Origin of the sequence: Micromonospora sp. A200, assembly GCF_029893845.1 — a bacterium.
GTDB classification, from domain to species: domain Bacteria; phylum Actinomycetota; class Actinomycetes; order Mycobacteriales; family Micromonosporaceae; genus Micromonospora; species Micromonospora purpureochromogenes.
On the sequence record NZ_JARXXY010000014.1, the window covers coordinates 35,305 to 60,757 of the forward strand.

At 70.7% G+C, this 25,453-nt stretch carries 21 protein-coding genes and 1 pseudogene; 15 read left to right on the top strand and 7 right to left on the bottom strand.

Annotated features, from left to right (window positions below; all coding sequences use genetic code 11):
- Nucleotides 1-6: 6 nt before the first annotated feature.
- From M2302_RS15420 to M2302_RS15450, 7 genes are all read left to right on the top strand, one after another.
- Complete coding sequence (locus M2302_RS15420; RefSeq protein ID WP_280838589.1) at nucleotides 7-747, top strand: ABC transporter ATP-binding protein; 741 nt, start codon at nucleotides 7-9, stop codon at nucleotides 745-747.
- Nucleotides 737-1,486, top strand: coding sequence for an ABC transporter ATP-binding protein (locus M2302_RS15425; protein WP_280838590.1), 750 nt, complete (start codon nucleotides 737-739; stop codon nucleotides 1,484-1,486). The genes M2302_RS15420 and M2302_RS15425 overlap by 11 nt, the downstream gene beginning before the upstream one ends.
- 105 nt (nucleotides 1,487-1,591) lie before the next feature.
- Nucleotides 1,592-2,548, top strand: coding sequence for a LamG-like jellyroll fold domain-containing protein (locus tag M2302_RS15430; protein ID WP_280838591.1), 957 nt, complete (start codon nucleotides 1,592-1,594; stop codon nucleotides 2,546-2,548).
- A 38-nt stretch (nucleotides 2,549-2,586) separates the two neighbouring features.
- Nucleotides 2,587-4,677, top strand: coding sequence for a PQQ-dependent sugar dehydrogenase (locus tag M2302_RS15435; RefSeq protein WP_280838592.1), 2,091 nt, complete (start codon nucleotides 2,587-2,589; stop codon nucleotides 4,675-4,677).
- A gap of 128 nt (nucleotides 4,678-4,805) precedes the next feature.
- Nucleotides 4,806-5,960 carry a Gfo/Idh/MocA family oxidoreductase gene (locus M2302_RS15440; protein WP_280838593.1) on the top strand — a complete coding sequence of 385 codons (1,155 nt, stop codon included), beginning with the start codon at nucleotides 4,806-4,808 and terminating at the stop codon, nucleotides 5,958-5,960.
- A complete protein-coding gene (locus M2302_RS15445; protein WP_280838594.1) occupies nucleotides 5,957-7,108 on the top strand; it encodes a dihydrodipicolinate synthase family protein in 1,152 nt (383 codons plus the stop codon). The genes M2302_RS15440 and M2302_RS15445 overlap by 4 nt, the downstream gene beginning before the upstream one ends.
- Nucleotides 7,105-7,908: a sugar phosphate isomerase/epimerase family protein gene (locus M2302_RS15450; protein ID WP_280838595.1), complete on the top strand. Its 804-nt coding sequence runs from the start codon at nucleotides 7,105-7,107 to the stop codon at nucleotides 7,906-7,908. The genes M2302_RS15445 and M2302_RS15450 overlap by 4 nt, the downstream gene beginning before the upstream one ends.
- A gap of 108 nt (nucleotides 7,909-8,016) precedes the next feature.
- On the opposite strand, the pseudogene M2302_RS15455 reads toward M2302_RS15450, so the two are convergent.
- Nucleotides 8,017-8,664: pseudogene (locus M2302_RS15455) on the bottom strand (nucleotidyl transferase AbiEii/AbiGii toxin family protein).
- Nucleotides 8,665-9,889: 1,225 nt separating this feature from the next.
- Between M2302_RS15455 and M2302_RS15465 the strand changes: the two are divergent.
- The 3 genes from M2302_RS15465 to M2302_RS15475 all read left to right on the top strand — a co-directional run bounded on the left by M2302_RS15465 (nucleotide 9,890) and on the right by M2302_RS15475 (nucleotide 12,116).
- On the top strand, nucleotides 9,890-10,138 hold the full coding sequence (locus M2302_RS15465) for a hypothetical protein (RefSeq protein WP_280838598.1): 249 nt from the start codon (nucleotides 9,890-9,892) through the stop codon (nucleotides 10,136-10,138).
- A 332-nt stretch (nucleotides 10,139-10,470) separates the two neighbouring features.
- Nucleotides 10,471-11,346: a bile acid:sodium symporter family protein gene (locus M2302_RS15470; RefSeq protein ID WP_280838599.1), complete on the top strand. Its 876-nt coding sequence runs from the start codon at nucleotides 10,471-10,473 to the stop codon at nucleotides 11,344-11,346.
- A 401-nt stretch (nucleotides 11,347-11,747) separates the two neighbouring features.
- On the top strand, nucleotides 11,748-12,116 hold the full coding sequence (locus M2302_RS15475; RefSeq protein WP_280838600.1) for a nuclear transport factor 2 family protein: 369 nt from the start codon (nucleotides 11,748-11,750) through the stop codon (nucleotides 12,114-12,116).
- A 37-nt stretch (nucleotides 12,117-12,153) separates the two neighbouring features.
- Here the strand turns inward: M2302_RS15475 and M2302_RS15480 are convergent, their stop codons facing one another.
- From M2302_RS15480 to M2302_RS15490, 3 genes are all read right to left on the bottom strand, one after another.
- The gene (locus M2302_RS15480; RefSeq protein WP_280838601.1) at nucleotides 12,154-12,447 is read right to left on the bottom strand and encodes a DUF1330 domain-containing protein; all 294 of its coding nucleotides are present in this window, start codon (nucleotides 12,445-12,447) and stop codon (nucleotides 12,154-12,156) included.
- A 140-nt stretch (nucleotides 12,448-12,587) separates the two neighbouring features.
- Nucleotides 12,588-13,247: an SGNH/GDSL hydrolase family protein gene (locus M2302_RS15485; RefSeq protein WP_280838602.1), complete on the bottom strand. Its 660-nt coding sequence runs from the start codon at nucleotides 13,245-13,247 to the stop codon at nucleotides 12,588-12,590.
- Nucleotides 13,244-15,448: an alpha-galactosidase gene (locus M2302_RS15490; RefSeq protein ID WP_280838603.1), complete on the bottom strand. Its 2,205-nt coding sequence runs from the start codon at nucleotides 15,446-15,448 to the stop codon at nucleotides 13,244-13,246. The genes M2302_RS15485 and M2302_RS15490 overlap by 4 nt, the downstream gene beginning before the upstream one ends.
- Nucleotides 15,449-15,726: 278 nt before the next feature.
- Between M2302_RS15490 and M2302_RS15495 the strand changes: the two genes are divergently transcribed.
- The 5 genes from M2302_RS15495 (at nucleotide 15,727) to M2302_RS15515 (ending at nucleotide 22,604) form a co-directional block, all read left to right on the top strand.
- Nucleotides 15,727-16,569 (top strand): sugar ABC transporter permease, encoded by an 843-nt coding sequence (locus M2302_RS15495; protein WP_280838604.1) that lies wholly within the window; start codon nucleotides 15,727-15,729, stop codon nucleotides 16,567-16,569.
- On the top strand, nucleotides 16,566-17,465 hold the full coding sequence (locus M2302_RS15500) for a carbohydrate ABC transporter permease (protein WP_280838605.1): 900 nt from the start codon (nucleotides 16,566-16,568) through the stop codon (nucleotides 17,463-17,465). Before M2302_RS15495 ends, M2302_RS15500 begins: the two co-directional genes overlap by 4 nt.
- Complete coding sequence (locus tag M2302_RS15505) at nucleotides 17,462-19,879, top strand: glycoside hydrolase N-terminal domain-containing protein (protein WP_280838606.1); 2,418 nt, start codon at nucleotides 17,462-17,464, stop codon at nucleotides 19,877-19,879. The genes M2302_RS15500 and M2302_RS15505 overlap by 4 nt, the downstream gene beginning before the upstream one ends.
- A gap of 94 nt (nucleotides 19,880-19,973) precedes the next feature.
- A complete protein-coding gene (locus M2302_RS15510) occupies nucleotides 19,974-21,314 on the top strand; it encodes a sugar ABC transporter substrate-binding protein (protein ID WP_280838607.1) in 1,341 nt (446 codons plus the stop codon).
- Between the two features lie 117 nt (nucleotides 21,315-21,431).
- Nucleotides 21,432-22,604: an ROK family transcriptional regulator gene (locus M2302_RS15515; protein ID WP_280838608.1), complete on the top strand. Its 1,173-nt coding sequence runs from the start codon at nucleotides 21,432-21,434 to the stop codon at nucleotides 22,602-22,604.
- 45 nt (nucleotides 22,605-22,649) lie between these two features.
- On the opposite strand, the gene M2302_RS15520 is transcribed toward M2302_RS15515, so the two are convergent.
- The 3 genes from M2302_RS15520 to M2302_RS15530 are packed head-to-tail and all read right to left on the bottom strand — an operon-like array spanning nucleotide 22,650 to nucleotide 25,431.
- The gene (locus M2302_RS15520) at nucleotides 22,650-23,270 is read right to left on the bottom strand and encodes an LUD domain-containing protein (RefSeq protein WP_280838609.1); all 621 of its coding nucleotides are present in this window, start codon (nucleotides 23,268-23,270) and stop codon (nucleotides 22,650-22,652) included.
- Complete coding sequence (locus M2302_RS15525) at nucleotides 23,267-24,724, bottom strand: LutB/LldF family L-lactate oxidation iron-sulfur protein (RefSeq protein WP_280838610.1); 1,458 nt, start codon at nucleotides 24,722-24,724, stop codon at nucleotides 23,267-23,269. The genes M2302_RS15520 and M2302_RS15525 overlap by 4 nt, the downstream gene beginning before the upstream one ends.
- Entirely contained in the window at nucleotides 24,721-25,431 is a 711-nt protein-coding gene (locus M2302_RS15530) for a (Fe-S)-binding protein (RefSeq protein ID WP_280838611.1), read from the bottom strand. Before M2302_RS15530 ends, M2302_RS15525 begins: the two co-directional genes overlap by 4 nt.
- Nucleotides 25,432-25,453 lie beyond the last annotated feature (22 nt).

The window sequence follows — 25,453 nt, forward strand, 5'->3', positions numbered from 1 at the left end:
GACGGCATGAGCGAGGTACGCAGCCTGGCCACCGCGGGCCTGACCAAGGCGTTCGGCGGTGTGGTGGCGCTCGACGGTGCCACCGTCGAGTTCCGGCACGGCCAGGTCAACGCGCTGATCGGGCCCAACGGGTCGGGCAAGACGACGTTCTTCAACTGCGTCACCGGGATGATCCGTCCGGACAGCGGGCAGACGACCTACCGGGGGCGGGACATCACCCGTAAGGCGCCGCACGCCATCGTCCGCGCCGGCGTGGGGCGTACCTTCCAGCTGTGCCGGGTGTTCCCCCGGATGTCGGCGCTGGACAACGTGCTCGCCGCGGTCCGCCCGGCCGGCCTGACCGGCCAGCTGCGCGGCGCTCGCGTCCGGGCGGAGGTCGACCGGGCCCGGGGCTGGCTCACCCGCCTCGGCATCGAGCACCTGGCCGACGTGGAGGCCCGCAACATGTCGTGGGGCCAGCAGAAGCTGCTGGAACTCGCCGGCGTGCTGATGAGCGACCCGGAGACCGTACTGCTCGACGAGCCGGCCGGCGGCGTCAACCCGGCGCTGCTGGACCGGATCGGCTCCCTGGTCCGCGAGCTCAACGCCGAGGGAAGGACCTTCGTGATCGTCGAGCACAACATGGACCTGGTGATGAGTGTCAGTGACCACATCGTGGTGTTCGACCGCGGCCGCCCGATCGCCGAAGGCCCGCCGTCGCTCATCCGCTCCGACGAACGCGTGCTGGGGGCCTACCTTGGCGTCTGAAATCGAACTCGTCGACATCCAGGCCGGCTACGGGCGCGCGGCGCCGGTGCTGCGCGGCCTGACCGTCTCGGTGCCGGCCGGCCAGATCGTCTGCCTCGTCGGGCCCAACGGCGCCGGCAAGTCGACCGTCCTCAAGGTCGCCAGCGGGCTGCTCAAGCCGCGTTCCGGGCGGATCCTCGTCGGGGGCGTGGACGTGACCGGTCAAGGCCCGCAGCGGATGCTCGCCTCGGGGGTCGCGCACGTCCTGCAGGGGCACAGCGTCTTCCGCGAGATGACGGTGGCCGAGAACGTGCTTCTGGGCGGTTACACCCTGAAAGACAAGGCGCTCATCGCCGAACGGACGGCCTTCGTCAAGGAGGTCTTCCCGGTCGTCGCGCAGCGCTGGAACTCCCTGGCCGGGCTGCTCTCCGGCGGCCAGCAGAAGCAGGTGGAGTTCGCCCGGTCGCTCATGGTCAACCCCAAGGTCGTGCTCCTCGACGAACCGTCCATGGGCCTGGACCCGAAGGCCACCACCACGGTCTTCGAACAGGTCGTGCGGATGCGCGACGCCGGCACGGCGGTGCTGCTGGTGGAGCAGAACGCCCGGCGGGCGCTCGAGACGGCAGACCTCGGCTGCGTGCTCGACCTCGGGCGCGTGCACATCTCCGGGCCGGCGGCACAGCTGCTGGCCGACCCCCAACTCGGCGAGCTCTACCTCGGCGGCCGGCCCGCCGAGCCACCGGTCTCGCCCAAGCGGTAACACCCTCAAGTACAGCGGCACAACCAGGCAGTTCGAATGCACGCACGTAAGCGCTTCCGAAAGCGGTTGCGTCCCCCACTCGCAACGCGAAATGAGGTGTACGCGATGACCACAGCCAGACGGGCCGTCGTCGCCACCGCCGCCCTGCTGGCGGCCGGTGTGCTGGCGGGCGCCGGGGCACCCCCGGCGCAGGCGGACCGGAACCACCAGCGCGACGTCCACCCGCACCTGCGATCGAACCTGGTCGCCTTCTACGACTTCGACCACCCTGTGGAGGGCGACGCCGCGCTCGAGCGCGACCAGGGCCGCTCCGGCACCGAGATCGAGCTCGTCAACGGCGGCCCCGACATGCGGGTGGCCGAGCACGCCTACCCGGGCAGCGGCAACGCGTTGCAGACCCGGCAGGTCAACCCGGCCGCGGCCGGCAACGACGACTGGAAGGCCGGCATCTGGTCGGCGAGCGGCGTACGTACCCTGCGCGCGTTCAGCGGGGTCGAGGGCACCACGGTGATGGGCTGGTTCAAGCGGGAGATGGACGGCCCGGCGCTGAACTCCACCACCGGCAACCCGGCTGACCGGTTCAACGCGATCGGGCTGGCCGGCGTGCTGACCGGCGACTCCGACGGCCACGGCGTCCGAGCGCTGCTCGAACTGATCGACGTCAACGGGGAACTGCGCCTGGTCGCGCTCGGCCGGCGCCTCGACGGCGGCAATTCGCAGACCTTCGCCGCGAGCGAGGACTGGCGCACCCTGCTGCCGAAGGGGGAGTGGGTGCACCTCGCCGCCACCTTCGACTTCACCACCGGCGCCATGGCCCTCTACCGCAACGGCCAGCCGGTGGACGGCTTCTACACCCGTACCGACGACCCGTGGCTCGTGTCGGGGCCCGGCCCGCACGTGACCACCGCCTCCGACCCCCGGGGCATCAAGATCGGCGGGAGCTTCCCGCAGGACACGCTGGAGCGGAACCCGTGCGACTGCCGCATGGACGCCCTGATGTTCCTCGACAGCGTCGCCTCGGCGACCGACGTCGAGAAGCAATACCGCTACATGGCTCGCTGACCACCCTCGGCACCGTCCCCACCGAGAAGGAGACCCGCGTGCGCAGTATCGGCAACATCCGCAGATCCGCGCTGACGGCCGGACTCACGGTCGCCACCCTCGTCCTGTCCACCCTGGTGTCCGGCCCCGCGCGGGCCGCCGACCCGGTCTTAGACCCGGTCCGCGAGATGCCCACCCAGTCCCGGCTCGGGCTGGTCCTCTCCGAGTACGCCAGCTTCCCCCAGTCGTTCCCCAACCCGGCCCCGGTCGACCAGCGGCTCATGCGAACCGCCCGGATCAACACCATCATGGAGTTGCCCGACGGCTCCGGCCGCCGCGCCGTACCCGACCTCAACGGCAACTTGTACCTCGTCAAGGATGGCGTGCCGCACGTCTACCTCGACGTGGCCGCGACCTTCGCGCCACAGTTCTTCTCCGGCCGCGGGCTCGGGCAGGGCTTCGGCTACGTGGCGTTCCACCCGGAGTTTGGCACCAACGGCCGGTTCTACACCATCCACACGGAACAGGCCTCGCTAACGACCAAGGTGCCGGACTACGCCCAGACGAACGTCCTCTTCCACGGTGTCATCACCGAGTGGACGGCCACCGACCCGGCCGCCGACACGTTCGCCGGCAGCCGGCGCGAGGTGCTGCGGATCGGCTTCGGCGGCCAGGTCCACGGCATTCAGGAGATCAACTTCAACCCCACGGCGAAGCCCGGCCAGAGCGACTACGGGCTGCTCTACCTCGCCGTCGGCGACGGCGGTCTCGGCGTCCGCAACACCGACCCGCAGAACCTGGCCATGCCGCACGGCAAGCTGCTGCGGATCGACCCGCACGGCACCAACTCCGCCAACGGGAAGTACGGCATCCCGGCCGACAACCCGTTCGTCGGCCAGGCCGGCGCGCTCGGCGAGATCTACGCGGTGGGCTTCCGCGACCCGCACCGGTTCAGCTGGGACCCGGCCACCGGCCGGATGTTCCTCGGCCACATCGGCGAGCACGCCATTGAGGCGATCTACGAGGTGCGCGCCGGCGACAACTTCGGTTGGAGCGAGCGGGAAGGGGCGTTCCGGTTCGACAAGACGGCCACGAACCCCTGCAACAAGCTCTACCCGCTGCCCGCCGACGACGCGCAGTACGGCTACACGTACCCGGTGGCCGCGTACGACCACAACCCGGCACCGGGGTGGAACTGCACCTCGGACGTGGGTGTCGCGGTGGCCGGCGGGTTCGTCTACCGCGGCAACGAGCTGCCCGCGCTGAAGGGCAAGTACGTCTTCGGTGACCTCGTCGACGGTCAGGTCCTCTACACCGAGGCGCACGAGATGCGCCGGGGTGCCGGCCTGGCGCCGATCCACCGGCTGGCCCTGTTCAACGCGGCCGGCAGCCCGGTGCGGATGCAGGACCTCTCCGGCCCGGGCGCGCCGGGCAACCCGGAGCGGGTCGACCTGCGCTTCGGCACCGACGCCGCGGGGGAGCTCTACATCCTCGCCAAGGCCAACGGGAAGATCTGGAAGGTCACCGACACCCAGGAGTTCGCCAGCGGCGACGTCGGCAAGACCAGGCTCCACAAGCCCTCGGGCCCGGACAGCTGGGCGCCGGTGACCCCGTCGAAGTGGCAGTTCGACAAGGACGAGGTGATCCTCGCCGAGGCGGGCGTCAGCCGGCCGGGTCCGCGCCGTCCGTTCGAGTACGCGGTCGTGACCGACGGGCCGGAGTGGTCCTCGGCGGAGATCGAGGCGGACGTGCGGTTGGACACGCCGGTGGAGGTCAGCAACCGGGACGTGATCATCGTGTTCGGCTGGCGCTCGGACACGGAGTTCTACTACGCCCACGTCTCCACCGACAACACGATCCTGCCGCACAACGGCATCTTCAAGGTCAACAACGCCGACCGGCAGCGCATCGACTACCAGTGGAACGGGCGGTCCCGCGGCGCCAACCCGGCGGTCACCGACGCCGACTGGCACAAGGTGCGGGTCGTGCACCTGCCGGCCACCGGGGAGATCGCGGTGTACGTCGACGGCCGCAAGGACCCGCTGATGACCGCGAAGGACACCACGTTCGGCTCCGGGCGGGTCGGGTTCGGCTCGTTCGACAACGTCGGCCGGCTGCGTCACCTGACGGTGACCGGCGCGCCGGCCTGAGTCCAACCCGGCGGGGGCGGCGGCAACGTCGCCGTCCCCGCCGGCGGTCCCCGGGGAGACCGGGACGAGGTTTGCGGCACCCGGAGGAGTCGGGTGCCGGAGGAAGCGCCTACCTGGAGGGTGAGACGATGACGGCACGTGTCCCGATCGGGATCGTCATGAACGGCGTGACCGGGCGGATGGGCTACCGGCAGCACCTGGTCCGGTCCCTGCTGGCGATCCGTGCGCAGGGCGGCGTACCGTTGGGCGGCGGCGGCTGGCTCTGGCCGGAGCTCGTCCTGGTGGGGCGCAACGAGGCCAAGCTGCGCGACGTCGCGGCCCGGCACGGGCTGACCGACTGGACCACCGACCTCACCGCCGCGCTGGCCCGCCCGGACGTCTCGATCTACTTCGACGCCCAGGTCACCAGCGAGCGGGAGAAGGCGATCGGCCTGGCCATCGAGGCGGGCAAGCACATCTACACCGAGAAGCCGATCGCCACCACCCTCTCCGGCGCGGTCGATCTGGCCCGGGCCGCCGACGCGGCTGGCGTGCGGCACGGCGTCGTGCAGGACAAGCTCTTCCTGCCCGGCCTGCGCAAGCTCGACCGGCTGGTGCGGGGCGGGTTCTTCGGCCGCATCCTGTCCGTGCGCGGCGAGTTCGGCTACTGGGTCTTCGAGGGAGACTGGCAGGAGGCCCAGCGCCCGAGCTGGAACTACCGGGCCGCCGACGGCGGCGGCATCGTGGTCGACATGTTCCCGCACTGGCACTACGTGCTGGAGCAGATCTTCGCCCCGGTGCGGGCGGTCACCGCGCACGTCACGACCCACATCCCGCGACGCTGGGACGAGGACGGCCAGCCCTACGAGGCAACCGCCGACGACGCCGCGTACGGCATCTTCGAACTCGACGGCGGCATCGTGGCGCAGATCAACTCGTCCTGGGCCGTCCGGGTCAACCGGGACGAGCTGGTCGAGTTCCAGGTCGACGGCACCGAGGGCAGCGCGGTCGCCGGGCTGCGCGGCTGCCGCGTACAGCACCGGGCCACGACCCCGAAGCCGGTCTGGAACCCCGACCTGCCGTCCAGCGACGACTTCCGGGCCCAGTGGCAGGAGGTGCCGGACAACGAGGTGTACGACAACGGGTTCAAGGCGCAGTGGGAGATGTTCCTGCGGCACGTCGCCGAGGACGCCCCGTACACCTGGGACCTGTGGTCCGGCGCGCGCGGCGTGCAGCTGGCCGAGCTGGGCCTGCGGTCGGCGCGCGAGGGCCGGCGCCTCGAGGTGGCGGAGCTGTCCTCGTGAGCACCACCGTCACCCTGCCCGACGGGCCCCTCGCCCTCTCCGGCGCCGGGCGCGAGCACGCCGCGCCCGGCGCCCGCTTCACCAGCCGGATCGCGTACGCCGCCGCGCACGTCGTCGCCGACCCGGGGGCGGAGAACGTGCCGGGTGCGCCCGCCGCCGTGGACTGGGATGCGACGCTCGCGTTCCGCCGGCACCTCTGGTCGTACGGGTTCGGTGTGGCCGAGGCCATGGACACCGCCCAGCGGGGCATGGGTCTGGATTACCCGACCGCGCGCGAGCTGGTGCGACGTTCGGCGCGTGCGGCTCGGGCCGAGGGCGGCGCGATCTGCGCGGGCGTCGCCACCGACCAGCTGCCGGCGGGTCCGGCCACCCTCGACGAGATCCGCAAGGCGTACGCCGAACAGCTCGCCGACGCGCAGGACGCCGGGGCCCGGCCGGTGCTCATGTGCAGCCGGCACCTGGCCGCGGCGGCCCGCTCGGCCGAGGAGTACCTCGACGTCTACGGCCGGCTGCTCGACGAGGCGGGCGGCCCGGTCGTGCTGCACTGGTTGGGCCCTGCGTTCGACCCGGCCCTCGCCGGCTACTGGGGCGACCCCGATCCCGCGCGGGCCGCCGACACGGTGGCCGCGCTGATCGGCGCGCACACCGGCAAGGTCGACGGCATCAAGCTGTCGCTGCTCGACGAGGACTTCGAGGTCGCGCTGCGCCGGCGGCTGCCGCCCGGGGTGCGGCTCTACACCGGCGACGACTTCAACTACCCGGCCCTGATCCGCGGCGACGGCGAGGGCCACTCCGACGCGCTGCTCGGCGTGCTGGCCGCCATCGCGCCGCCGGCCGCGGCGGCGCTGCGCGCGCTCGACGCCGGCGACCTGGCGACGTACGAGGAGATCCTCGCGCCCACGCTGCCGCTGGCCCGGCACCTGTTCGGCGCACCGACGTTCTACTACAAGACCGGCATCGTGTTCCTGGCCTGGCTCGCCGGCCACCAGGACCACTTCACCATGGTCGGCGGCCTCCAGTCCGGACGGTCGCCGGTGCACCTGGCCCGGCTGATCCGGCTCGCCGACGCGGCCGGGCTGCTGCCCGACGCCGAGCTGGCCGCGCACCGGGCGCGGTCGTTCATGACCACCGTGGGGGTGACGCAGTGAAGCGGTTCGCGCTGAACTCGGCCACCACGAAGCGGTGGCCGCTGCCGGAACTCGTCGCGGGCTGCGTTGACGCCGGGGTCTCCGGGGTGGGGCTGTGGCGCGAGGACCTGGCCGCGTACGGCATCGAGCAGGCCGCGGCGCGCGTGCGCGACGCCGGCCTCACCGTCACCTCGCTGTGCCGGGGCGGGTTCTTCGACGCCCCCGGGTGGTTCGACGAGAACCGGCGGGCGATCGACGAGGCGGCGGCGGTCGGCGCGCCGGTGCTGGTGCTGGTCTCCGGGGGGCTGCCGGCCGACAGCCGGGACCTCGACGTCGCCCGGGCGCACGTCGGCGAGGCGCTCGGGGCGCTCGTGCCGCACGCCCTCGCCGCGGGCGTACGACTCGCCGTCGAGCCGCTGCATCCGATGTTCTGCTCCGACCGGTGCGTGGTCGCGAGCCTCGGCCAGGCCCTCGACCTGGCCGACCCGTACCCGCCGGAGGCGGTCGGCGTCGTCGTCGACACCTACCACCTCTGGTGGGACGACCAGGTGTGGGCGCAGATCGCTCGGGCCGGGCGGGAGAACCGGATCGCCTGCTTCCAGGTGGCCGACTGGGTGACGCCGCTGCCGGCCGGGGTGTTGCTCGGCCGGGGGTTGCCCGGCACCGGCTGCGTCGAGCTGCGCCGCTTCCGGGAGGCCGTGGACGCCGCCGGGTACGCCGGCCCGATCGAGGTGGAGGTTTTCGCCGAGGAGGTGTGGTCGCGTCCGGGCCGCGAGGTGCTGGACGAGGCGGTCGCCGGCTACCTCGCCCACGTGGCCTGAGCGCCACCGATCGGCGCGGCGCCGCCCCGGCCGTCACGCATCCATTGATACAGGGCTGCGGTGGCGGTACCGCCACCAGGGCATGCGCGTCGCACCTTTCAAACAACGCTAGGGCAGGTTGGCGGTGAGTTCTTCGCGCCACTGCGCGAAGCGTTTGTGCATCTCGCAGATGTGGGCGGGGTCGGCGTTGTAGGCGGCGAAACGCCGGTCCGGGTAGCGCTCCAACATTCCGAACAGGTCCGCCAGGACGCGCCGGTCGAACCCCGCGTCGGACTGTTCGGCCAGCTCGCACGTCCGGGTGTAGCGACCGGTAATGAGGGCCGCGTCGATGTCCAGGAAGTCCCGAGGCTCGGCTCGCGTGTACAGGGCGGACATCTTGCCCGCGACGACGTCGTCGGCGTGCAGCACCGGCCCGACGTCCATCATCACCGGCGGCAACGCGCGCCAGCTGGCCGCCAGCTCGACCTTGTACGGATGCTCAGGTTGAGCGGGATCGGTGACCGCGAGCCGGGCGAAGGTGTCGAACCGCTGCGTCACCTCGACGGATTACCCGCCGTCGCGGTAGCCGTAGACGACGGCGTCCACTGCTGCGGCGAACTCGCCACGTCGCTCCCACGCCGTGAACAGGTCGATGTCCTCGCTCGGCCGGTCCAGGATGCCGTGGGCCTGAACGGCGTAGCCGCCGGCCAACGCGAACCCGTAGCGGGCAGCGACCCGCAGTCCGATCTCCGCCAGGCGGAGGTGAACTTGATCCACTCCTACCCGGCCAGCGCCTGGGGCGGCGTGGTCAGCTCGGGAAAGCGTGCCTGCCACAACGCCCGCAGCCGGGCCGGGAGCCACAAGCTTGGCTACAAGCGGCGCACAGTCGGGCCGTGCAACCACCGGCACAGGTCCGCGACCGAATCAGCCTGAAGTTGGAGTGCGACGGTCCCGGCTGGCCCCGTGTCCTGCTGAGTGAGTTCGCTCCCGCGCTCGGGGAGCGGGGTAGTGCGGAGGTGGAGCGACTGGTCGCCGAGCGGGCACTCACCGCCGACCGGCAGTCGTGGACCGGTGCGTTCGCGGTGCGTGACTGCGCGAGCAGCTCGCCGAGGTGTCGGGCGACGTCGACCGGTATGTCACCGTGCTGGCCGAGCACCTGGCCAGTGCCGTGCAGTACCAACGGATCGCCGAGGCGCTACGTGCCGCTGGGCGCCGGGACGATGCGGTCGACTGGGCCCGGCGGGGCGTGGCCGCCAACGAGGGCTCGCCGTACATGGACCGGCTCCGTGACGTCCTGGTCGACATGCTCGTCGCCGCCGGTGACACGCAGGGTGCCGTGCGGGTCCGGCGGGAGGAGTTCGCCCGGCATCCCACCGCCATGGCGTACCGATCGCTGGTCGACACAGTGGCGGTGGTCGGTGGGAACGATCCAAAGGGGTGGGCCGTGGGGGTGCTGCGCGAGCGGGTCGCCCAGCAGCCGGCGTGCGCCTCGGAGCTGGTCGATGTGCTGTTGGCGGTGGGCCGTGACGACGAGGCCTGGCACGAAGCCCTGCACCATCGGCGGTCGATCGGTGGGGCGCAGTGGCAGACTCTGCTCGAGCGACGGGCCGTGACGCATCCGGCGGAGGTGATCCAGCCGTACCGGGACCTACGTCGAGCAGGCGATCCTCAACTCGGCCGACAAGCGGCGCTACCGGCGGGCCGTCGCCCTACTACCGGCGCTGGGGGCGGTGTACCAGGCGACCGGAGAACCCGCAGCGTTCCCGCGGTACCTGGCGGAACTGCGCATCGAGCACAAACGCCGACCGACGTTTCTCAAGACACTCGACGCCGCTGGGCTGTAGCTCCCGGCCTTCCGATCTCGTCCACGGAGCGGAATGCCACACCATTGCGGCGGTCCCGTACCCGTAGATAAACAAGCCGGCAGCTTCACGGCCTGTGGGGTACCAAACTGGGTCAAGGTCGCTGAACTGGGTGAACGCGATGCCTTGCATCGTGGGCGATGATCGTGATCGTAGGATTTCGTCCGCTGTATCTCGTGTTCTGCCGGGTCGCCGGTTGGCTGATCCTGTTCACCCGGACACCATCGGCCAAGGAGGTGGAGATCCTTGTCCTGCGCCACGAGAACGCGGTCCTGCGACGGCAGCATCCGAGGCCACGACTGGACTGGGCGGACCGAGCTGTCCTCGCGGCCTTGATCCGGCACCTACCCCGGGTGTTGCGGGCGCGCCGGCTCGTCACTCTGCGGTGAGGCGGCGGTGACGGAATGGTCGCATCGGCACTCCCATCGAGGGATGGAGGGAAATCAGTAAAGAGACTTTTCTGATTGATGAAGCTAAGCCGATCACCTTCTGCGGTCAAGAGCTGACTTGGCACGCTCGTCCGGGCGTGACCGTCACGCTCCCGCGGTGTCGACGTCGCGGTCACCGGCGCCGCCCGGTGCGTACGGATCTACTGCACTCAGCGGGCGTTGACCCGGTACGGCTACGCCCTATTCGAGCTCGGCGTCTTCGGCCGCTGGCGGCCGTACCCAGCCACATGGGGGATTGTGAGGGCGTTACCGGGTGGTAACGATGTCATGTCATGGACTCAGCCTTGACCCTGATCGGACTGCCCATCGCCCTCGGCATCATCATGCTCGGCCTGGGTCTCGGACTGACCATCGAGGACTTTCGCCGGGTAGCTCAACACCCGAAGGCCGCCGTCATCGCGCTGGTGTGCCAGGTGCTGGTGCTGCCGGCGCTCTGCTTCGGCCTAGTTCTCGCCTTCGACCTACCGCCGGAACTGGCCGTCGGGATGATGCTGCTGGCCGCTTCCCCCGGCGGCACGACGGCCAACCTCTACAGCCACCTGTTCGGCGGGCACGTGGCCCTGAACATCACCCTGACCGCCATCAACTCAGTGCTCGCCCTGTTCTCCCTGCCGATCGTGGTCAACCTGTCGGCGGGGCACTTCCTGGCCGACGGGAGGAGCGTCGGCCTACAGTTCGACAAGGTGCTGCAGGTGTTCGCCATCGTGCTCATCCCGGTCGCGATCGGCATGCTGATCCGGGCCCGGGTGCCCCGCGTCGCCGAACGCCTGAACCGCCCGGTACGGACCTTGTCCATCGTCGTGCTCGTCGCGGTGATCGCCGGTGCCGTGCTTGGCGAACGCGAGAACATTGCCGACTATTTCGTCTCGGTCGGCCTGGCCGTGCTCGCGTTCAACCTGCTGAGCCTCGCGATCGGATACGGATTGCCTCGGTTGGCCGGGGTCGATCGGAGCGCCGCGACGGCGGCCGGGTTCGAGATCGGCATCCACAACAGCACGCTGGCCATCACGATCGCGCTCAACCCGGCACTGCTCAACAGCACCCAGATGGCGATCCCGGGGGCCGTCTACGGCATCGTCATGTTCTTCACCGCGGCGGCCTTCGGCTACCTCGTGACCCGCGTCGGCACCCGGTCCGCCACCACCTGAGGCGGGTCCGCCACAACCTGAGGCGGGTCCGCCACAACCTGAGGCACTGACTGACCGGTGTCCGCTCGTGGTGACCTCTTCGGCGAGCCCGAAGAGGTCACCAAACAGCTAGAGTTGTGTGAGCTTCAAGGTCTGGCCGATCGTCATCGGCGGTGGCGCAATGGTTCGTGTCGCCCCGGTGACACGTACCCCAGCCTGCGGTACCCGATTACGAGGTTGGCCCCGATGCCTCGGGGCGCACCGGTGATCACGGCGACCCGATTCACGAACGGCGAAGCGGCCCATCCCCCGCGATGTCCGAGATGTTCAAAGCATTCAGTAGCGGCGAGCCGAACGGGCACGATTGACGGATGAAGGCCCGGACCACCCTCGGCCGAGGTCATGCCAGAACGAGGAGCCCCATGACCAGCAATCCGATGGACGAGGTGCTCGGCCGGTGGAAGGCAGCATTTGACGACCATGATGTCGAGGCCATGGCCGACCTGTTCCACCCGGATGCCCTCTTCCTCGGCTTCGGCCCCGAGGTGCTCGTCGGCCGGCAGATGGTACGTGCCTACTACGGCGCCGTACCCGACGATCGCAGCGCGGACGTGACCGTGTTGCACACCTACTCGATCGGCCAGGGGGCGGCTGGTGGTTTCGCCCACGTCGTTTTCCGCGATCCCACCGGCTGGGAAGCCCCGGTGTACCTGTCCCTGGCCCTCCAGCTCAGCGCGGGTTCCTGGCAGATCCGTCAATACCACGTGTGCAGGATCGGCCCACAACTGTGAAAACCGGAGGCGGGGCTTCAACGCCGGCGGCGTGCGTTCAGGAAAGCGCCTCGATGATGCGCAGGTCGCGTTCGGCTCCGTCGTCGAGCACCCGGAGCGCCTGCTGGTAGGCGGGGCTGTTGTAGGCCGCGACGGCGGCGTCGACACTGTCGAACTCGATCAGCGTGGTGCGCTCCATGATTCCGGACTCGAACGCTCGAGCCGGAAGTCCGCGCGCCAGGAACCTGCCACCCGCGGCGCGCATCGCCGGCCCGGCCAGCTCAACGTAGGCGGCTAGCTTCTTCTCGTCTTTGATCGACCGGAAGGTGTTGATCCAGTATGCCTTCGCCATCTTTTCTGTCTCCTGCTCGAGTACGGGGCAAGTAGAACGGCCTTACTTGGCATGTAACACCAGGTCGGATCTGCTGCCTTCCCGGTTGCAGGTAACCGAACCGTAGGTTCGGTTATGGGGACTGCGATTCGCCCGGCCGATCATGTCGCGGGCACCGGTGCTTCGGGCATGGGGCGAGGCGGCGCGTCACCCCGACGCCGGAGCACCGCCGTCAACTGGGAAGTCACGTGTTCCAGCCACAGCGACGCAAGCACCTGGTGACCGCGATGACTCGGGTGTACGCCGTCGGGCGCGAGGCCGGCTGCGTCGCCGAGGGCGTTGAGGGCCGTGTCCGCCGGCACGAGCGCGGCGTCGTACTCCCGCGCGAGGCTCCGGACGATCGCGATCTTCGGTTCGAGGTCGTCGCGCCAGGCGATCTGCTCCGCCCGAACCGGGAGCAGGAACGGCTCGATGAGCACGAGTCCGACCTGGTCGGCCGCGAGTGGCTCGAGCAGCGCGCGACAGTTCGTCTCGAAGTCCGCCGCCGGGGTGGGGTCGTCGCTGTCGTAGCGTCGCCAGGTGTCGTTGACGCCGACGAGAATGCTCACGAGCGTCGGCCGCGCCGCCAGCACATCTCGGTCCCACCTTTCGCGGAGATCGCGGCTCCGATCGCCGCTGATGCCGCGGTTGACCCAGTGCGCCTCGCTGCCCAGCGTCTCGGCGATCCGGCGCACGTATCCGTCGCCGAGCCCGGCCGGGTCTTCACGCCGCCCGCAGTCGGTGACGCTGTCGCCGGCGAAGAGGATGGTCGGCTTGTTCATGGGACCCTTTCGATGTCGATGAGCATCGCCTGCTGCGGGTTGAGCGTCGGCATGGGAACGCCGGCGCCCGCGAGCACGGCGCCGGAGAGTTCGATCGGGTGTTCGGCGGCGCGGGCCACCCACTCGGGGTCTCGCCCCTGGTGCCGGCTCGCCGCGCCGAGTTCCTCCCGGATGGCGACCCGGTAGCGGGCGGTGCGGTCGAGTCCGGGGAAGCGGACCCGGCCGGATTGACCGGCCGCGGAGCTCTGGAACCGCACCCAGGTGAACACGGCCCTCGAGCCGTCGCGGGCGACGGTGCCGTAGAGCGCGGTCGCGTCGTCAGCGAGGTCGGCGTTGACCACCCGTCCCGTGTGCAGGAGCGGCCGGATCTCCCGGTACAGCCGCGACCACGCGGCGATCGTCGCGAGTTCGCTGTCGCTGGCGGCGGTGAGGTCCTGCTCGATACCCGGGTGCGCCGTGAGCGACGCGACGAGCCGGAACGACAGGTCGGTCGTGCGGGAGGTGGTGTGGGCCCGGGCCGATCCGAGGTGCGAGCCGATCAGTTCCGGCGGCACGAGTGCCCGCGTCCACCGCTCGATCTGCACGCGTTCCACCGGGTCGTTGCAGTCCGAGGCCCACACCCGGTCGGTGCGGTCGAGGATGCCGAGATCGACCCGCCCGCCGCCGCCGGAACACGTCTCGATCTCCAGGCCCGGATGCCGTTCGCGCAGTTCGTCGAGGAGCCGGTAGAGCGCGAGCGTCTGCCGGCGGACGCCGGGCCGGTCGCCGCTCGCCTCGCGGCTGACCGCCTCGATCAGGTCGCGGTTGTGGTCCCACTTGAGGTAGTCGATCGAGTGCTCACGGACGAGAGCGTCGATGCGGGTGAGAAGGTATCCGTACGCCTCGGGGCGGGCGATGTCGAGCACGTACTGCTGCCTGGAGCTCGGCCCGAGACCGGCGCTCGGCCCGAGTATCCAGTCCGGATGCAATTCGGCGAGCTCCGAGTCCAGGTTGACCATCTCGGGCTCGAACCAGAGCCCGAACTGCATGCCGTGGGAACGCACGACCTCGACGAACGGGCCGAGGCCGTCCGGCCACACGTCGCGGTCGACGAACCAGTCGCCGAGGCCGGCGTCGGCCTGGCGGCGGCGGTGGAACCAGCCGTCGTCGAGCACGATCCGCTCGACGCCCACCTCGGCGGCTCGCTTCACGAGCTGGGTGAGCCGGTCGAGATCGTGGTCGAAGTAGACGGCCTCCCAGGTATTCAGCACCAGCGGCCGGGGCGTCGAGGGGTGGTTCGGCCGGCTGCGCAGTCGGCGGTGCAGGCGATCCGCGAGGCCGTCGGTGCCGGCATCGGACCAGATGAACAGCACCGTCGGCGCCTCGTAGCGGTCGCCGTCGGCGAGCAGGACCTCACCCGAGCGCAGGGACTCACCCGCGCCGATGACGGCGGAGAAGGCACCGGCTCCCTCGGGGAGGCGTTCGGCGAGGTAGCGCTGCTCGCCGCTCCACGCCAGGTGCATCGCCCAGACCTCGCCGTGGCCGAAACCGAACGACGGCGTGCCGGCGACGAGGAGATAGGGCGAGTCGTGTCCGGGCTTGCCGCGACGGGTGGCGCGGGCGTGCGTACCGAACCCGAACGGCGTGCGCTGCGGGGCGCGCTCACGGCACCACTTTCCGGTGAAGTCGAGCAGCTCGGTGGCCCGTTCGGGCACGGGCATGAGGGCGAGGAGGCCGTCGAGCGTGTACGGGGCGCCGCCGGTCGACGGGTGGAGAGCGGCGTCGCGTTCGATGCTCATCCGCACGGCGAGCACGCCGAAGCGGTCCAGTTCGTAGACGAGCGAGGACCGGATGGCGGTCACCCGGTCGACGAATCCGAACTCGATCCTGCCGCCGACCTCGTCGTCGGGGACATCGATGCGATGCGATTCGAGCAGGGGCCGCGGGGTCGTCGCGTACCCCGCCGCGTTCCCCGACTGCGCGGTCGTGCCCGACCAGCCGTCGTACTCGCTCGGCCACACGGACAGGACCCGGGGTTCGTCGGGAGAGTTGTTGAGGATCGCGGGTTCCGCCGTGAGCCGAAGATCGTCCCCGTGGACCTCCGTCGGGTCTCCGAGATCCGCCCCCCAGTGCAGGACTCGGGGGGTGGGATGACGCACCTCGACGATGAGGGCGGTGCCTCCGGCACGGAGGGCGAGTACGGCTTCGGCGCCGGAAAGCATGGGTCACGGCCTCCGTGGACGGTTACAAGAGAGTTACTTGACGCCGTAAATTAATCATGTTTAGTCTGGCGCGGCAAGCGCAGGACGAGATCGGGCACCTCGCCGCCGAGTCGGCACGACAGGTCGAACATGCGGGAGCAGGAAGACCAATGGCGCTCTTGGAATCAACGGCTCGCGACACGCGGCCACCGCAACAGGCGGCGCGGCGCCGTAGGGCGCTCCGCCGCCCGATCAACGCGAACTCCCCGGCCCACCGGGGCGACGCACGGCTCGCGTGGGTGCTCATCGCGCCCTCGTTCATCGGATTCGCCGTCTTCGCGGTCTACCCGACGCTCCGCGGCTTCTACCTGAGCTTCACCGACTTCCAGGTCCTCACCCCGCCCACCTGGGTCGGCCTGGACAACTACGTCAAGCTCGCGGACGACGAGGTCTTCTGGTCCTCGCTCGGCGTGACCGTCTACTTCGTCCTGCTCTCGGTGACCCTCAGCATGGCCGTGTCGGTCGTCACCGCGGCGGTGCTGCACCGCCTCACGTCATCGACCGTCGTCCGCGGCCTCATCATCCTGCCCTTCCTCATCTCCGCGGTCGTCGCCGCGACCGTGTGGTCGTGGCTGCTCGACACCCAGCTCGGGATCGTCAACATCCTCCTCGAGGCGCTCGGCGGCGACGGCGTACAGTTCCTGACCTCCCGCGGCTGGGCGATCCCGTCGATCGCGCTCATCAACGTGTGGAAGCAGATGGGCTACACCTCGATCATCATCTTCGCCGGCCTGCAGACCATTCCGGCCACGGTCTACGAGGCCGGACGCATCGACGGGGCGAGCGAGCTGCAGATGTTCCGCCGACTCACGCTCCCCCTGCTGCGCCCGATCCTCGCCCTCGTGCTCGTGCTCAACGTCATCGGTGCGTTCCAGGTCTTCGACATCGTCCAGGTCACGACGAAGGGCGGCCCGGCCAACGCCTCGAACGTCCTGCAGATGTACATCTACAGCAAGGCGTTCGGCCAGTTCGACTTCGGCTACGCCTCCGCGATGTCGTTCGCCCTCTTCGCGATCCTCATCGTCATCACCTTCCTGCAGATGCGCCTGCTGCGCGCGAGCGAATCGGACACCAGCGCATGAGCACCTCGGCCACCCGTCGACGCCGCTTCACCACCGGTCGCGCCCTCGCCTGGGCGTACCTCATCGGCATCCTCTTCGTGACGATCTTCCCGTTCTACTGGATCCTGCGCACCGCGCTCTCCGACAACTACGCGCTGATGGCCAACCCGGCCTCGATCCTGCCCGTCGGCTTCACCTTCGGACCCTTCAAGCGGGTGCTCGGGCTCGCGACGACCGAGGAGTCCATTGCCGAGGGCGGCTCGGGCGCATCGGTCGAGATCGGCCACTTCCTCGTCAACTCCCTCATCTACGCCACGGTCTCAACGGCGCTCATCGTGTTCTTCTCCACGATCGCCGCGTACGCCTTCGCGCGCCTGCAATGGCAGGGCCGCGACGTCATGTTCAGCCTCTTCCTCACCGCGCTCATGGTTCCCGGCATCCTCACCCTGCTGCCGAACTTCGTGCTCGTGAAGGAGCTCGGCCTGCTCAACAGCTTCGCCGGGATGATCCTGCCCGGGGCGCTCTTCTCGGCCTTCAACATCTTCTTCCTCCGGCAGTTCATGCTCGGCCTGCCGACGGAGACCGAGGAGGCGGCCCTGCTGGACGGCGCCGGCCGGGTCAGGATCCTCTTCGGCATCACCCTCCCGATGACGAGCGGGCCCATGATCACGCTGTCGATCCTCGGGTTCATCGGGATGTGGAACGACTACTTCTGGCCGCTGCTCGTGACGAGTGACGAGTCCGTGCAACCGCTCACCCTCGCGCTGGCCGTGTTCAAGCAGTCGTCGCCGCAGGCCCAGCCCGACTGGGCGGGACTGATGGCGGCGACGCTCGTCGCGGCCCTGCCGATGCTCGGGCTGTTCATGGTCTTCGGCAGGCGCATCGTCAACTCCATCGGCTTCTCGGGGATCAAGTGACGGCCGGGACCCTCCGCGTCGCCTGGCGGCAACCCGCACGCGACTGGGTCGAGGCCACGCCGCTGGGCAACGGCCGCCTCGGCGCGATGGTCTTCGGCGGCGCCCGAACCCGCATCCAGGTCAACGATGCGACCATCTGGTCGGGTCACCCCGACGGGCCGGCCGACGCGCTCGCCGACCTCGTCGCGCGCGGGGCCGGACCCGAACGTCTCGCCGAGATTCGGTCGGCGATCGACGCCGGGGACCTCCGCCGCGCCGAAGCGCTCCTGATGAGTGTCGAGGGCCCGTACTCCCAGGAGTTCCTGCCCTTCGTCGACCTGGAACTCGAGACGCGCGGCGCGGCCGTGGCGGAAGGCCGGCCCGCCCGCGTCCTCGACCTCGACGACGCGTACGTGACCGAAGCGCTCGTGGTCGACGGCGCCGCCGTCACCCGCCGCACTTTCGCCTCCGCGCCCGCCGGCTGCCTCTTCGTCGAGTACCTCGCCGACCGGCCGGTGCTCGACGTCGACCTCCGCCTGTCGACGCGCCTGCGCGAGGCGGGCCGCGACACCGCCGCGACCGGCATCACCCTCGACGTGGTCGCGCCGATCGACGGTGCGCCCCTGCACGAACCCGCGGTGGAGCCGGCTCATCGCTACCTGTCCTCGGAAGCCGACGGCTTCGACCACTTCGCGGCCGCGGCGGTCGCGCTGCGAAGCGACGGAACCGTGGGTTCCGCCGGCGACACCCTGCGGATCCGCGGGGCGAGCCGGCTGCTGATCGCACTGTCGACGTCAAGCAGGGCCGGACTGTGGTGGGCTGACCCTGACGGCGCCGGCTGGCGGATCTCCTCCCCCGAGGAGATCCGGGAGCGCGCCCGCTCGAACGTCACGGCCGCCCTGCGGCAGACGGCGCACGAGCGGTTCGCCGAGCATCTCGCCGACGTGCGGGAGCATGCCTCGGGGGCGCGCTTCGCGATCGGCGGTCGGCGCGCCGGCACCTGGGACGTCGAGCGCGACATCCTGCACGGCGACGACGAAGGCCTCCGGGCGACCGTGCTCGCCGAGTACGGCCGCTACCTGCTCGCCGCGTCGTCGCGCTCGGGCAGCCCGGCCGCGAACCTGCAGGGGATCTGGAACGACGAGCTCAGACCGCCGTGGTCGTCCAACTACACGATCAACATCAACACCCAGATGAACTACTGGGCCGCACCGATCGTGGGACTCGACGATTCGACCGAGCCGCTGACCGCACTCGTACGACGAATCGCCAGCACCGGCTCCGACGTCGCGGCCCGCCTCTACGGTGCCCGTGGCTGGGTCGCCCACCACAACAGCGACCTCTGGGGCTGGAGCCTGCCGGTCGGCCTGGGTCACGGCGCCCCGAGCTGGGCGAGCTGGATGATGGGCGGCGTCTGGCTCACCCACAACCTCTGGGACCGCTACGAGTTCGCCGGCGACCGCGAGCTGCTGGAGCACACCGTGTGGCCGCTCATGCGCGGGGCAGCGCTGTTCTGCCTCGACTGGCTCGTCGACGACCCCGCGAGCGGCCGGCTGCGCACCATCCCCTCGACCTCGCCCGAGAACCTGTTCGTCGGCTCCGATGGACGGCCCGAAGCGCTCAGCGTCTCGACGACGACGGACATCGCCCTCATCCGAGCCCTGTTCGAGCGGGCCCGCTCGGCGATTGCCGTACTCGGCCTCGACGACCCGCTCGACCGCGACCTCACCGCCGCCCTCGAACGTCTTCCGGAGCTCAGGGTCGGCCCCGACGGCCGGCTGTGCGAATGGTCGACCGATGTCGCGGACGCGGACCCGCACCACCGGCACCTGTCTCCGCTAGTCGCGCTCTACCCGCTCGACCTCATCGACCCCGTCCGCACGCCTGACCTCGCCGAGGCGGCGCGCCGCTTCCTCGACGCCCGCGGACCCGGGGCGATGGGCTGGTCGTGGGCGTGGAAGATCGCGCTCCGAGCCCGGCTCGGCGACGCCGCCGAAGCCCGAGCGCTACTGCTCGAGGCCAGCACCGCGTTCGACCGCGACCACCGCCGGCTCGCCCCCGTCGACGGATCCGAGTGGGGCGGGCTCCTGCCGAACCTGTTCAGCACGCACCCGCCCTTCCAGATCGACGGCAACTACGGGTTCACGGCGGCGATCGCCGAGCTGCTCGTGCAGAGCCACCACGGCCGCGTCCGGCTGCTGCCCGCACTGCCCGCGCAGTGGCCGAGCGGCCGGGTAGCCGGGTTGCGGGCCCGCGGCGGGCTCGAGGTCGACCTCGCCTGGGCCGACGGCGCCGTCGCCAGCGCCGTGATCCGCGACGTTCGCGGCGCCCCTCACCGGGTCGTCGTCGAGCACGGCGACCGGCTGCTCGAACTCGACGTCCCGGCACACGGCGAGGTCTCGCTACGGCCCGCCGACCATCCCGCGCCGACCTGACACCGCATCCAGGCCGGCGCCGCAGACCCACCACACCCACACCCACCCAACTGGGCGTCAGTGACGGCGCCCCGCCACCCATAGTGAGGAACTCGTGAAACCGAAGCGGATCGCGGCGGTGCTGGCGCTCGTCGCCATGACCGTCACACTCACCGCCTGCTCGACCGGCGAAGACTCCGGCAGCAGCAGCAGCGGCGGCACGGTCAACTGGTGGACCTGGGACGAGCGGCAGGCCGCCTCGTACCAGAAGTGCCTGCCCGGCTTCCAGCAGGCCAACCCCGGCATCACCGTCAAGATCTCCCAGTACGGCGTGGAGGACTACTTCACGAAGCTCACCGCCGGCTTCGTCTCGGGCGCGGCGCCCGACGCGTTCCAGAACAGCGTCCCCCTGCTCGGCGCCTACGCCGGGCAGAAGCAGATCCTGGCCCTCGACGACCAGATCAAGAAGACCGGGTACGACCTGTCGGTCTTCGACATCGGCGTCGACTCGTGGAAGTACACCGACGGCAAGCAGTACGGCATCCCGCTGGACTGGGCGGCCGCCGCGATCTACTTCAACAAGGACAAGGTCGCCGCGGCGGGCCTCACCGACGCCGACATCACGGGCATGACGTGGAACCCCGACGACGGCGGCACCTTCGACGACGTCGTCGGGCGCCTCACCGTCGATAAGAACGGCGTCCGCGGCGACCAGCCCGGATTCGACAAGACCAAGGTGGCCACCTACGGCATCGGCAGCCTCGCCGCCGCTGACTTCAACGGGCAGACCTCGTGGAACCCGTTCGTGTCGACCCTCGGCTGGCGGCTCGGTGACAAGCCGGCCTGGCCGACCCGGTTCCCGTACGACAACCCCGACTTCGTCAAGACCCTGGAGTACGTGCGCGGTCTCGGCGAGCGCGGCCTGATGCCCAAGTTCGGGCAGCTGACGGTCGCGGGCAGCCAGCAGATCGGCTCGGGGTCGGTCGCGATGGTGCAGGGCGGCACGTGGGACGCCACCTCGATCACGAAGATCCCGGGCGCCAAGGTGGGCATCGCACCGACGGTCAAGGGCCCCAAGGGCCGCTCGATGATCAGCAACTCGAACGCCAACAACATCTACGCCGGCACGAAGAACCTCGACGCGACCTGGAAGTGGGTCACGTACATGGGCTCGGAGGCCTGCCAGTCGGCCGCCGGCGCGGACGCGACGTTCCTGCCGTCGATCGCCAAGTCGCTCCAGGTCGCGGTCGACGCCCAGAAGGCGCAGGGGCTCGACCTGTCGGGCTTCGTCGCCGCACTGAACAACGGCGAGCTGTACCCGGCGCCGCCGACGGCCAACGGCCAGGAGCTCTCCGACACGATCCAGCCGATGTTCGAGGCGTACTTCAGCGGCGAACGTGACAAGGATGTGTTCCCGGAGATGGCCACGAAGACGGAGAAGATCCTCGCCGAGTGACACCGATGCCGGGGCGGAGTCGGCGCATGCCGGCTCCGCCCCGCTCGCTGACTACGATGGTGCCCGGACGACGCGCTACCACGCCCTGACCGGCGTCCAACCAAGAGGAATCCCGGAATGAACGACGCAGACGCCGCGGTCTCGCTGCTCCGAGGGGCGTCGGCGGCGGCGGCCGAGGTCTTCAGGAGCATCCTCACGCGGGGCCCGATCAGCCGCATCGACATCGCCCGGCTCGCCGGACTCTCGCAGGCGGCGGTCACGAAGGCGGTCGCACCGCTCATCGGGGCCGGGCTCGTCTCCAACCAGCTCGAGTCGCAGCGCGACGGGCAGCCGGGGCGGCCGGCGAACCCCCTCATGGTCGTTGCCGACGCGCTGGTCTTCATCGGCATCAAGGTCAACGCCGACGAGATCGTCGGCGTCGCGACCGATCTGACGACGAGCATCCTCGCCAGCGACCGGCGCCCGCTGCACTCCACCAAGCTCGACGTCGTCGCCGACGCCATCGAGGCGACCACGACCACACTCGTGGACACACTCGGCGGGCGGGCCGAACGCATCTGCGCCGTCGCGGTCACCGTCTCCGGCGACGTCGACGCGCACAGCGGCGTCGTCCGCGAGTCCGCGATCATGGGCTGGACCGATGTGCCCCTCGCGAAGATCCTCACCGGCCGCCTCGACCGCGACGTCCTGGTCGAGAACGACGTCCGGGCCCTCACGATCGGCGAGCACTGGTTCGGCGTGGGCGTCGGCACCGCCTCGTTCGCGATCGTCACGATCGGCCGCGGCATCGGCAGCGGACTGCACGTCAACGGCGAGGTCGTCGAAGGCGCCTACGGCGTCGCGGGCGAGATCGGACACCTCCCGCTGACCTCACCTGACCGGATCTGCCCCTGCGGCCGCCGCGGCTGCGTCGAGGCTGTCGCCGGCACCCCCGCCATCGTCGCCGAGGTCTCGCGCGGACACGGCAGGGAACTGTCGATCGACGAGGTCCTCGACCTGGCGCACCGCGGGGACCCCGTCGCCGTGCGGACGTTCGAGCAGGCCGCGACCGTGATCGGCACCGCGATCGCGACACTGGTCAACCTCGCCGGGCCCGAACTCGTCATCATCGGTGGCGAGGCGGTGAGCGACTTCGACCTCTTCGAGGCGCACCTGCGTGCCGCCTTCGCCGAGCACGCCTTCGGCGCGGCGGGCCGCTGCCGGATCGTCACGCGCCCGCACACCTTCGAGGACTGGGCACGCGGCGCCGCAGCCTCGGCTGTCCGTCGACTGGTGGAGAACCGGATCTGAAGCGCGGCCGGGTCCCGATCGGTCGGTCCGGCGCCGCCGCCGTCGTCAGCGGCCGGTTGCGGTGGCGGCGTCGTCGGGGACCAGGACGACATCCAGCCGGCGGGGCCCGTGCACCCCCTCCACCCGGTTCAGCTCGATGTCGCTGGTCGCCGACGGGCCGGAGATCCAGGTCTGCGGTGCGCGTGGGTCGAGCCGGGCGACGGCCTCGGGCACCAGGCCCACGATCTGGCCGGTTCGGACCACACAGATGTGCCGGTCGGGGACGAGCGTCAGCATCCGGCGCCCCTGGGTGGAACCGGCGTCCAGCACGATGGTGCCGGTGTCGGCCACCGCCGCCGCGCAGCCGGTCAGCACGGCCTCCATGCCGTCGAGCTCGGCCGGCGACAGCGGGGGTGTGTCCCGGCGGACCTGCCCGGCGAAGCCGGTCAGCCAGTGCCGGGGGATGTCGTCGGGCACCGCGAGCCGGTCGACGCCGGCCAGCAGACGCGGAAGGGCATCGAGACCGCGGTGGACCACCGCGCGATAGTCCACCAGCCGGTCGACGAACAGCTCGATCAGATCGACGGACTCGGCGACGCGGCGATAGTGGCGCGGCACGTCGACCGGCGCCGGCGCGTCGACCAGCGCCGCCCGCAGGCGGGCGAGGATCTCGTCTCGGGCGTTCACTGTTTCTCCCACCATTCCCGGAAGGTCTGCGGCGCGGGCAGCGGTGCGTCGCGCGACCGGGTCCAGGCCGACGCCGGCCACGGCAGCCTGCGCAGGGTGCGGGCCCCGGCTCGCCGCTGCCGCCAGCTGCCCAGGGGGCCGGCGGCGCGGCGGGCGACCCGCAACGCGAGGGCCCACCGTCGTGGGCTGCGCATGATCCACGACAGGGTACGCATGGCCGTCCGTTCCGCCGCCGGGTGCGGTGCCTGTTGGCGCAGGTGGACGAGGATCTCCGGTATGTCGATCTTGACTGGGCAGACGTCGGCGCAGGCGCCGCAGAGCGTGGACGCGTACGGCAGCGAGGCATTGTCGGCGACCCCGGTCAACTGCGGCGAGAGGATCGCCCCGATCGGCCCCGGATACACCGACCCGTACGCGTGCCCACCGGCCCGCTCGTAGACCGGGCAGACGTTGAGGCAGGCGGAGCAGCGGATGCAGGACAGCGCCGACCGGCCGACCGGATCCGCCAGCACCGCCGAACGTCCGTTGTCGACGAGCACCACGTGCACCTCCTGCGGGCCGTCGCCCGGCGTGACCCCAGTCCACATCGACGTGTAGGGGTTCATCCGCTCCCCGGTCGAGGAGCGCGGAAGCAGTTGCAGGAAGACCTCCAGGTCGGCGAAGCTCGGCACCAGCTTCTCCACCCCGACGACGCTGATCAGGGTCTGCGGCAGGGTGAGGCACATCCGCCCGTTGCCTTCGGACTCCACCACCACCAGCGTGCCCGTGTCGGCGACCGCGAAGTTCGCCCCGGACACCGCGACCTTCGCCTCCAGGAACCGGCGCCGCAGGTGCTGGCGGGCCGCTTCGGCCAGCTCCCGCGGCTCCGCGCCGAGGTCGGCAGGGGCGCCGGCCATCCGGCGGCGGAAGATGTCCCGGATCTGCGCCCGGTTGTAGTGGATCGCGGGCACCAGGATGTGCGAGGGGGTGTCGTCGCCGAGCTGCACGATCAGCTCGGCGAGGTCGGTCTCGTGGGCGGCGATGCCAGCCGCCGCCAGGGCCTCGTTGAGCTCGATCTCCTGGGTGGCCATGGACTTGACCTTCACCACCTCGTCGGCGCCGGCCGCGCGGGTCAACTCGACCACGATCCGGCACGCCTCGGCCGCGTCCCGGGCCCAGTGCACCCGGGCGCCGGCGGCCGTGGCCGCCGCCTCGAACCGTTCCAGCAGCTCGGGCAGCCGCCGCTGGACATCCGCCTTGATCGCCGCCCCGGCGTCGCGCAACGCCGCCCAGTCCGGGACCTCGTCGACGACGCGGGCCCGTTTGCCGCGGATCGTGCGGGTGGCCCGGTGCAGGTTGGCGCGCAGCTGGTCGTCGGCGACCGCGCTTCGGGCGGCTGTCGGGAACGGCAGCGGGGTGCGGATGCGGCCACCGCCGGTGGCCGGAACTCCGGCGGTGGAGGCGTGGTGGCTCACGCGTCGTCCCCCGTCATCGCGAGGATCTCGGCGTAGTGCATCGCCCGGACGCCGGAGCGGGCGCGGTCCAGGCCGCCGCCAATGTGGGCCAGGCACGAGTTGTCCGCCGCCGCGAGCACCGCCGCGCCCGTCTCGCGTACGCGGGCGCACTTGTCGGCCAGCATCGCGGTGGACACCGCGGCGTTCTTCAGCGCGAAGGTGCCGCCGAAGCCGCAGCATTCGGTGGCGTCGTCGAGCTCGACGAGACGGATCTGCCGGACGTGGCGCAACAGGGTGAGCGGCTTGTCGCCCAGCCGCAGCATCCGCAGGCCGTGGCAGGTCGGATGGTAGGTGACCGGCTGTGCGAACGCGGCGCCGACGTCGGTGACGCCGAGGACGTCCACCAGCAGCTCGGACAGTTCGTAGGTGCGGCCGGCGACGGAGGCCGCGGCCGGGTGCAGGCGCGGGTACTGCTCGCGGATCATGGCGGTGCACGAGGCGGACGGCGCGACGACGGCGTCGTAGCCGTCGAAGGTGTCGGCGAAGCCGCGGACCATCGGCACCGCCTCGTCGCGGTACCCGGTGTTGGCGTGCAGCTGACCGCAGCAGGTCTGCGTGACGGGGAACTCGACGGTGTGACCGAGCCGCCGCAGGATGCGGGTGACCGCGATGCCGGTCTGCGGATAGGCGAGGTCGTTGACGCAGGTGATGAAGAGGGCGATGCGCACGGCGGGTCCTCGGATGTTCGGG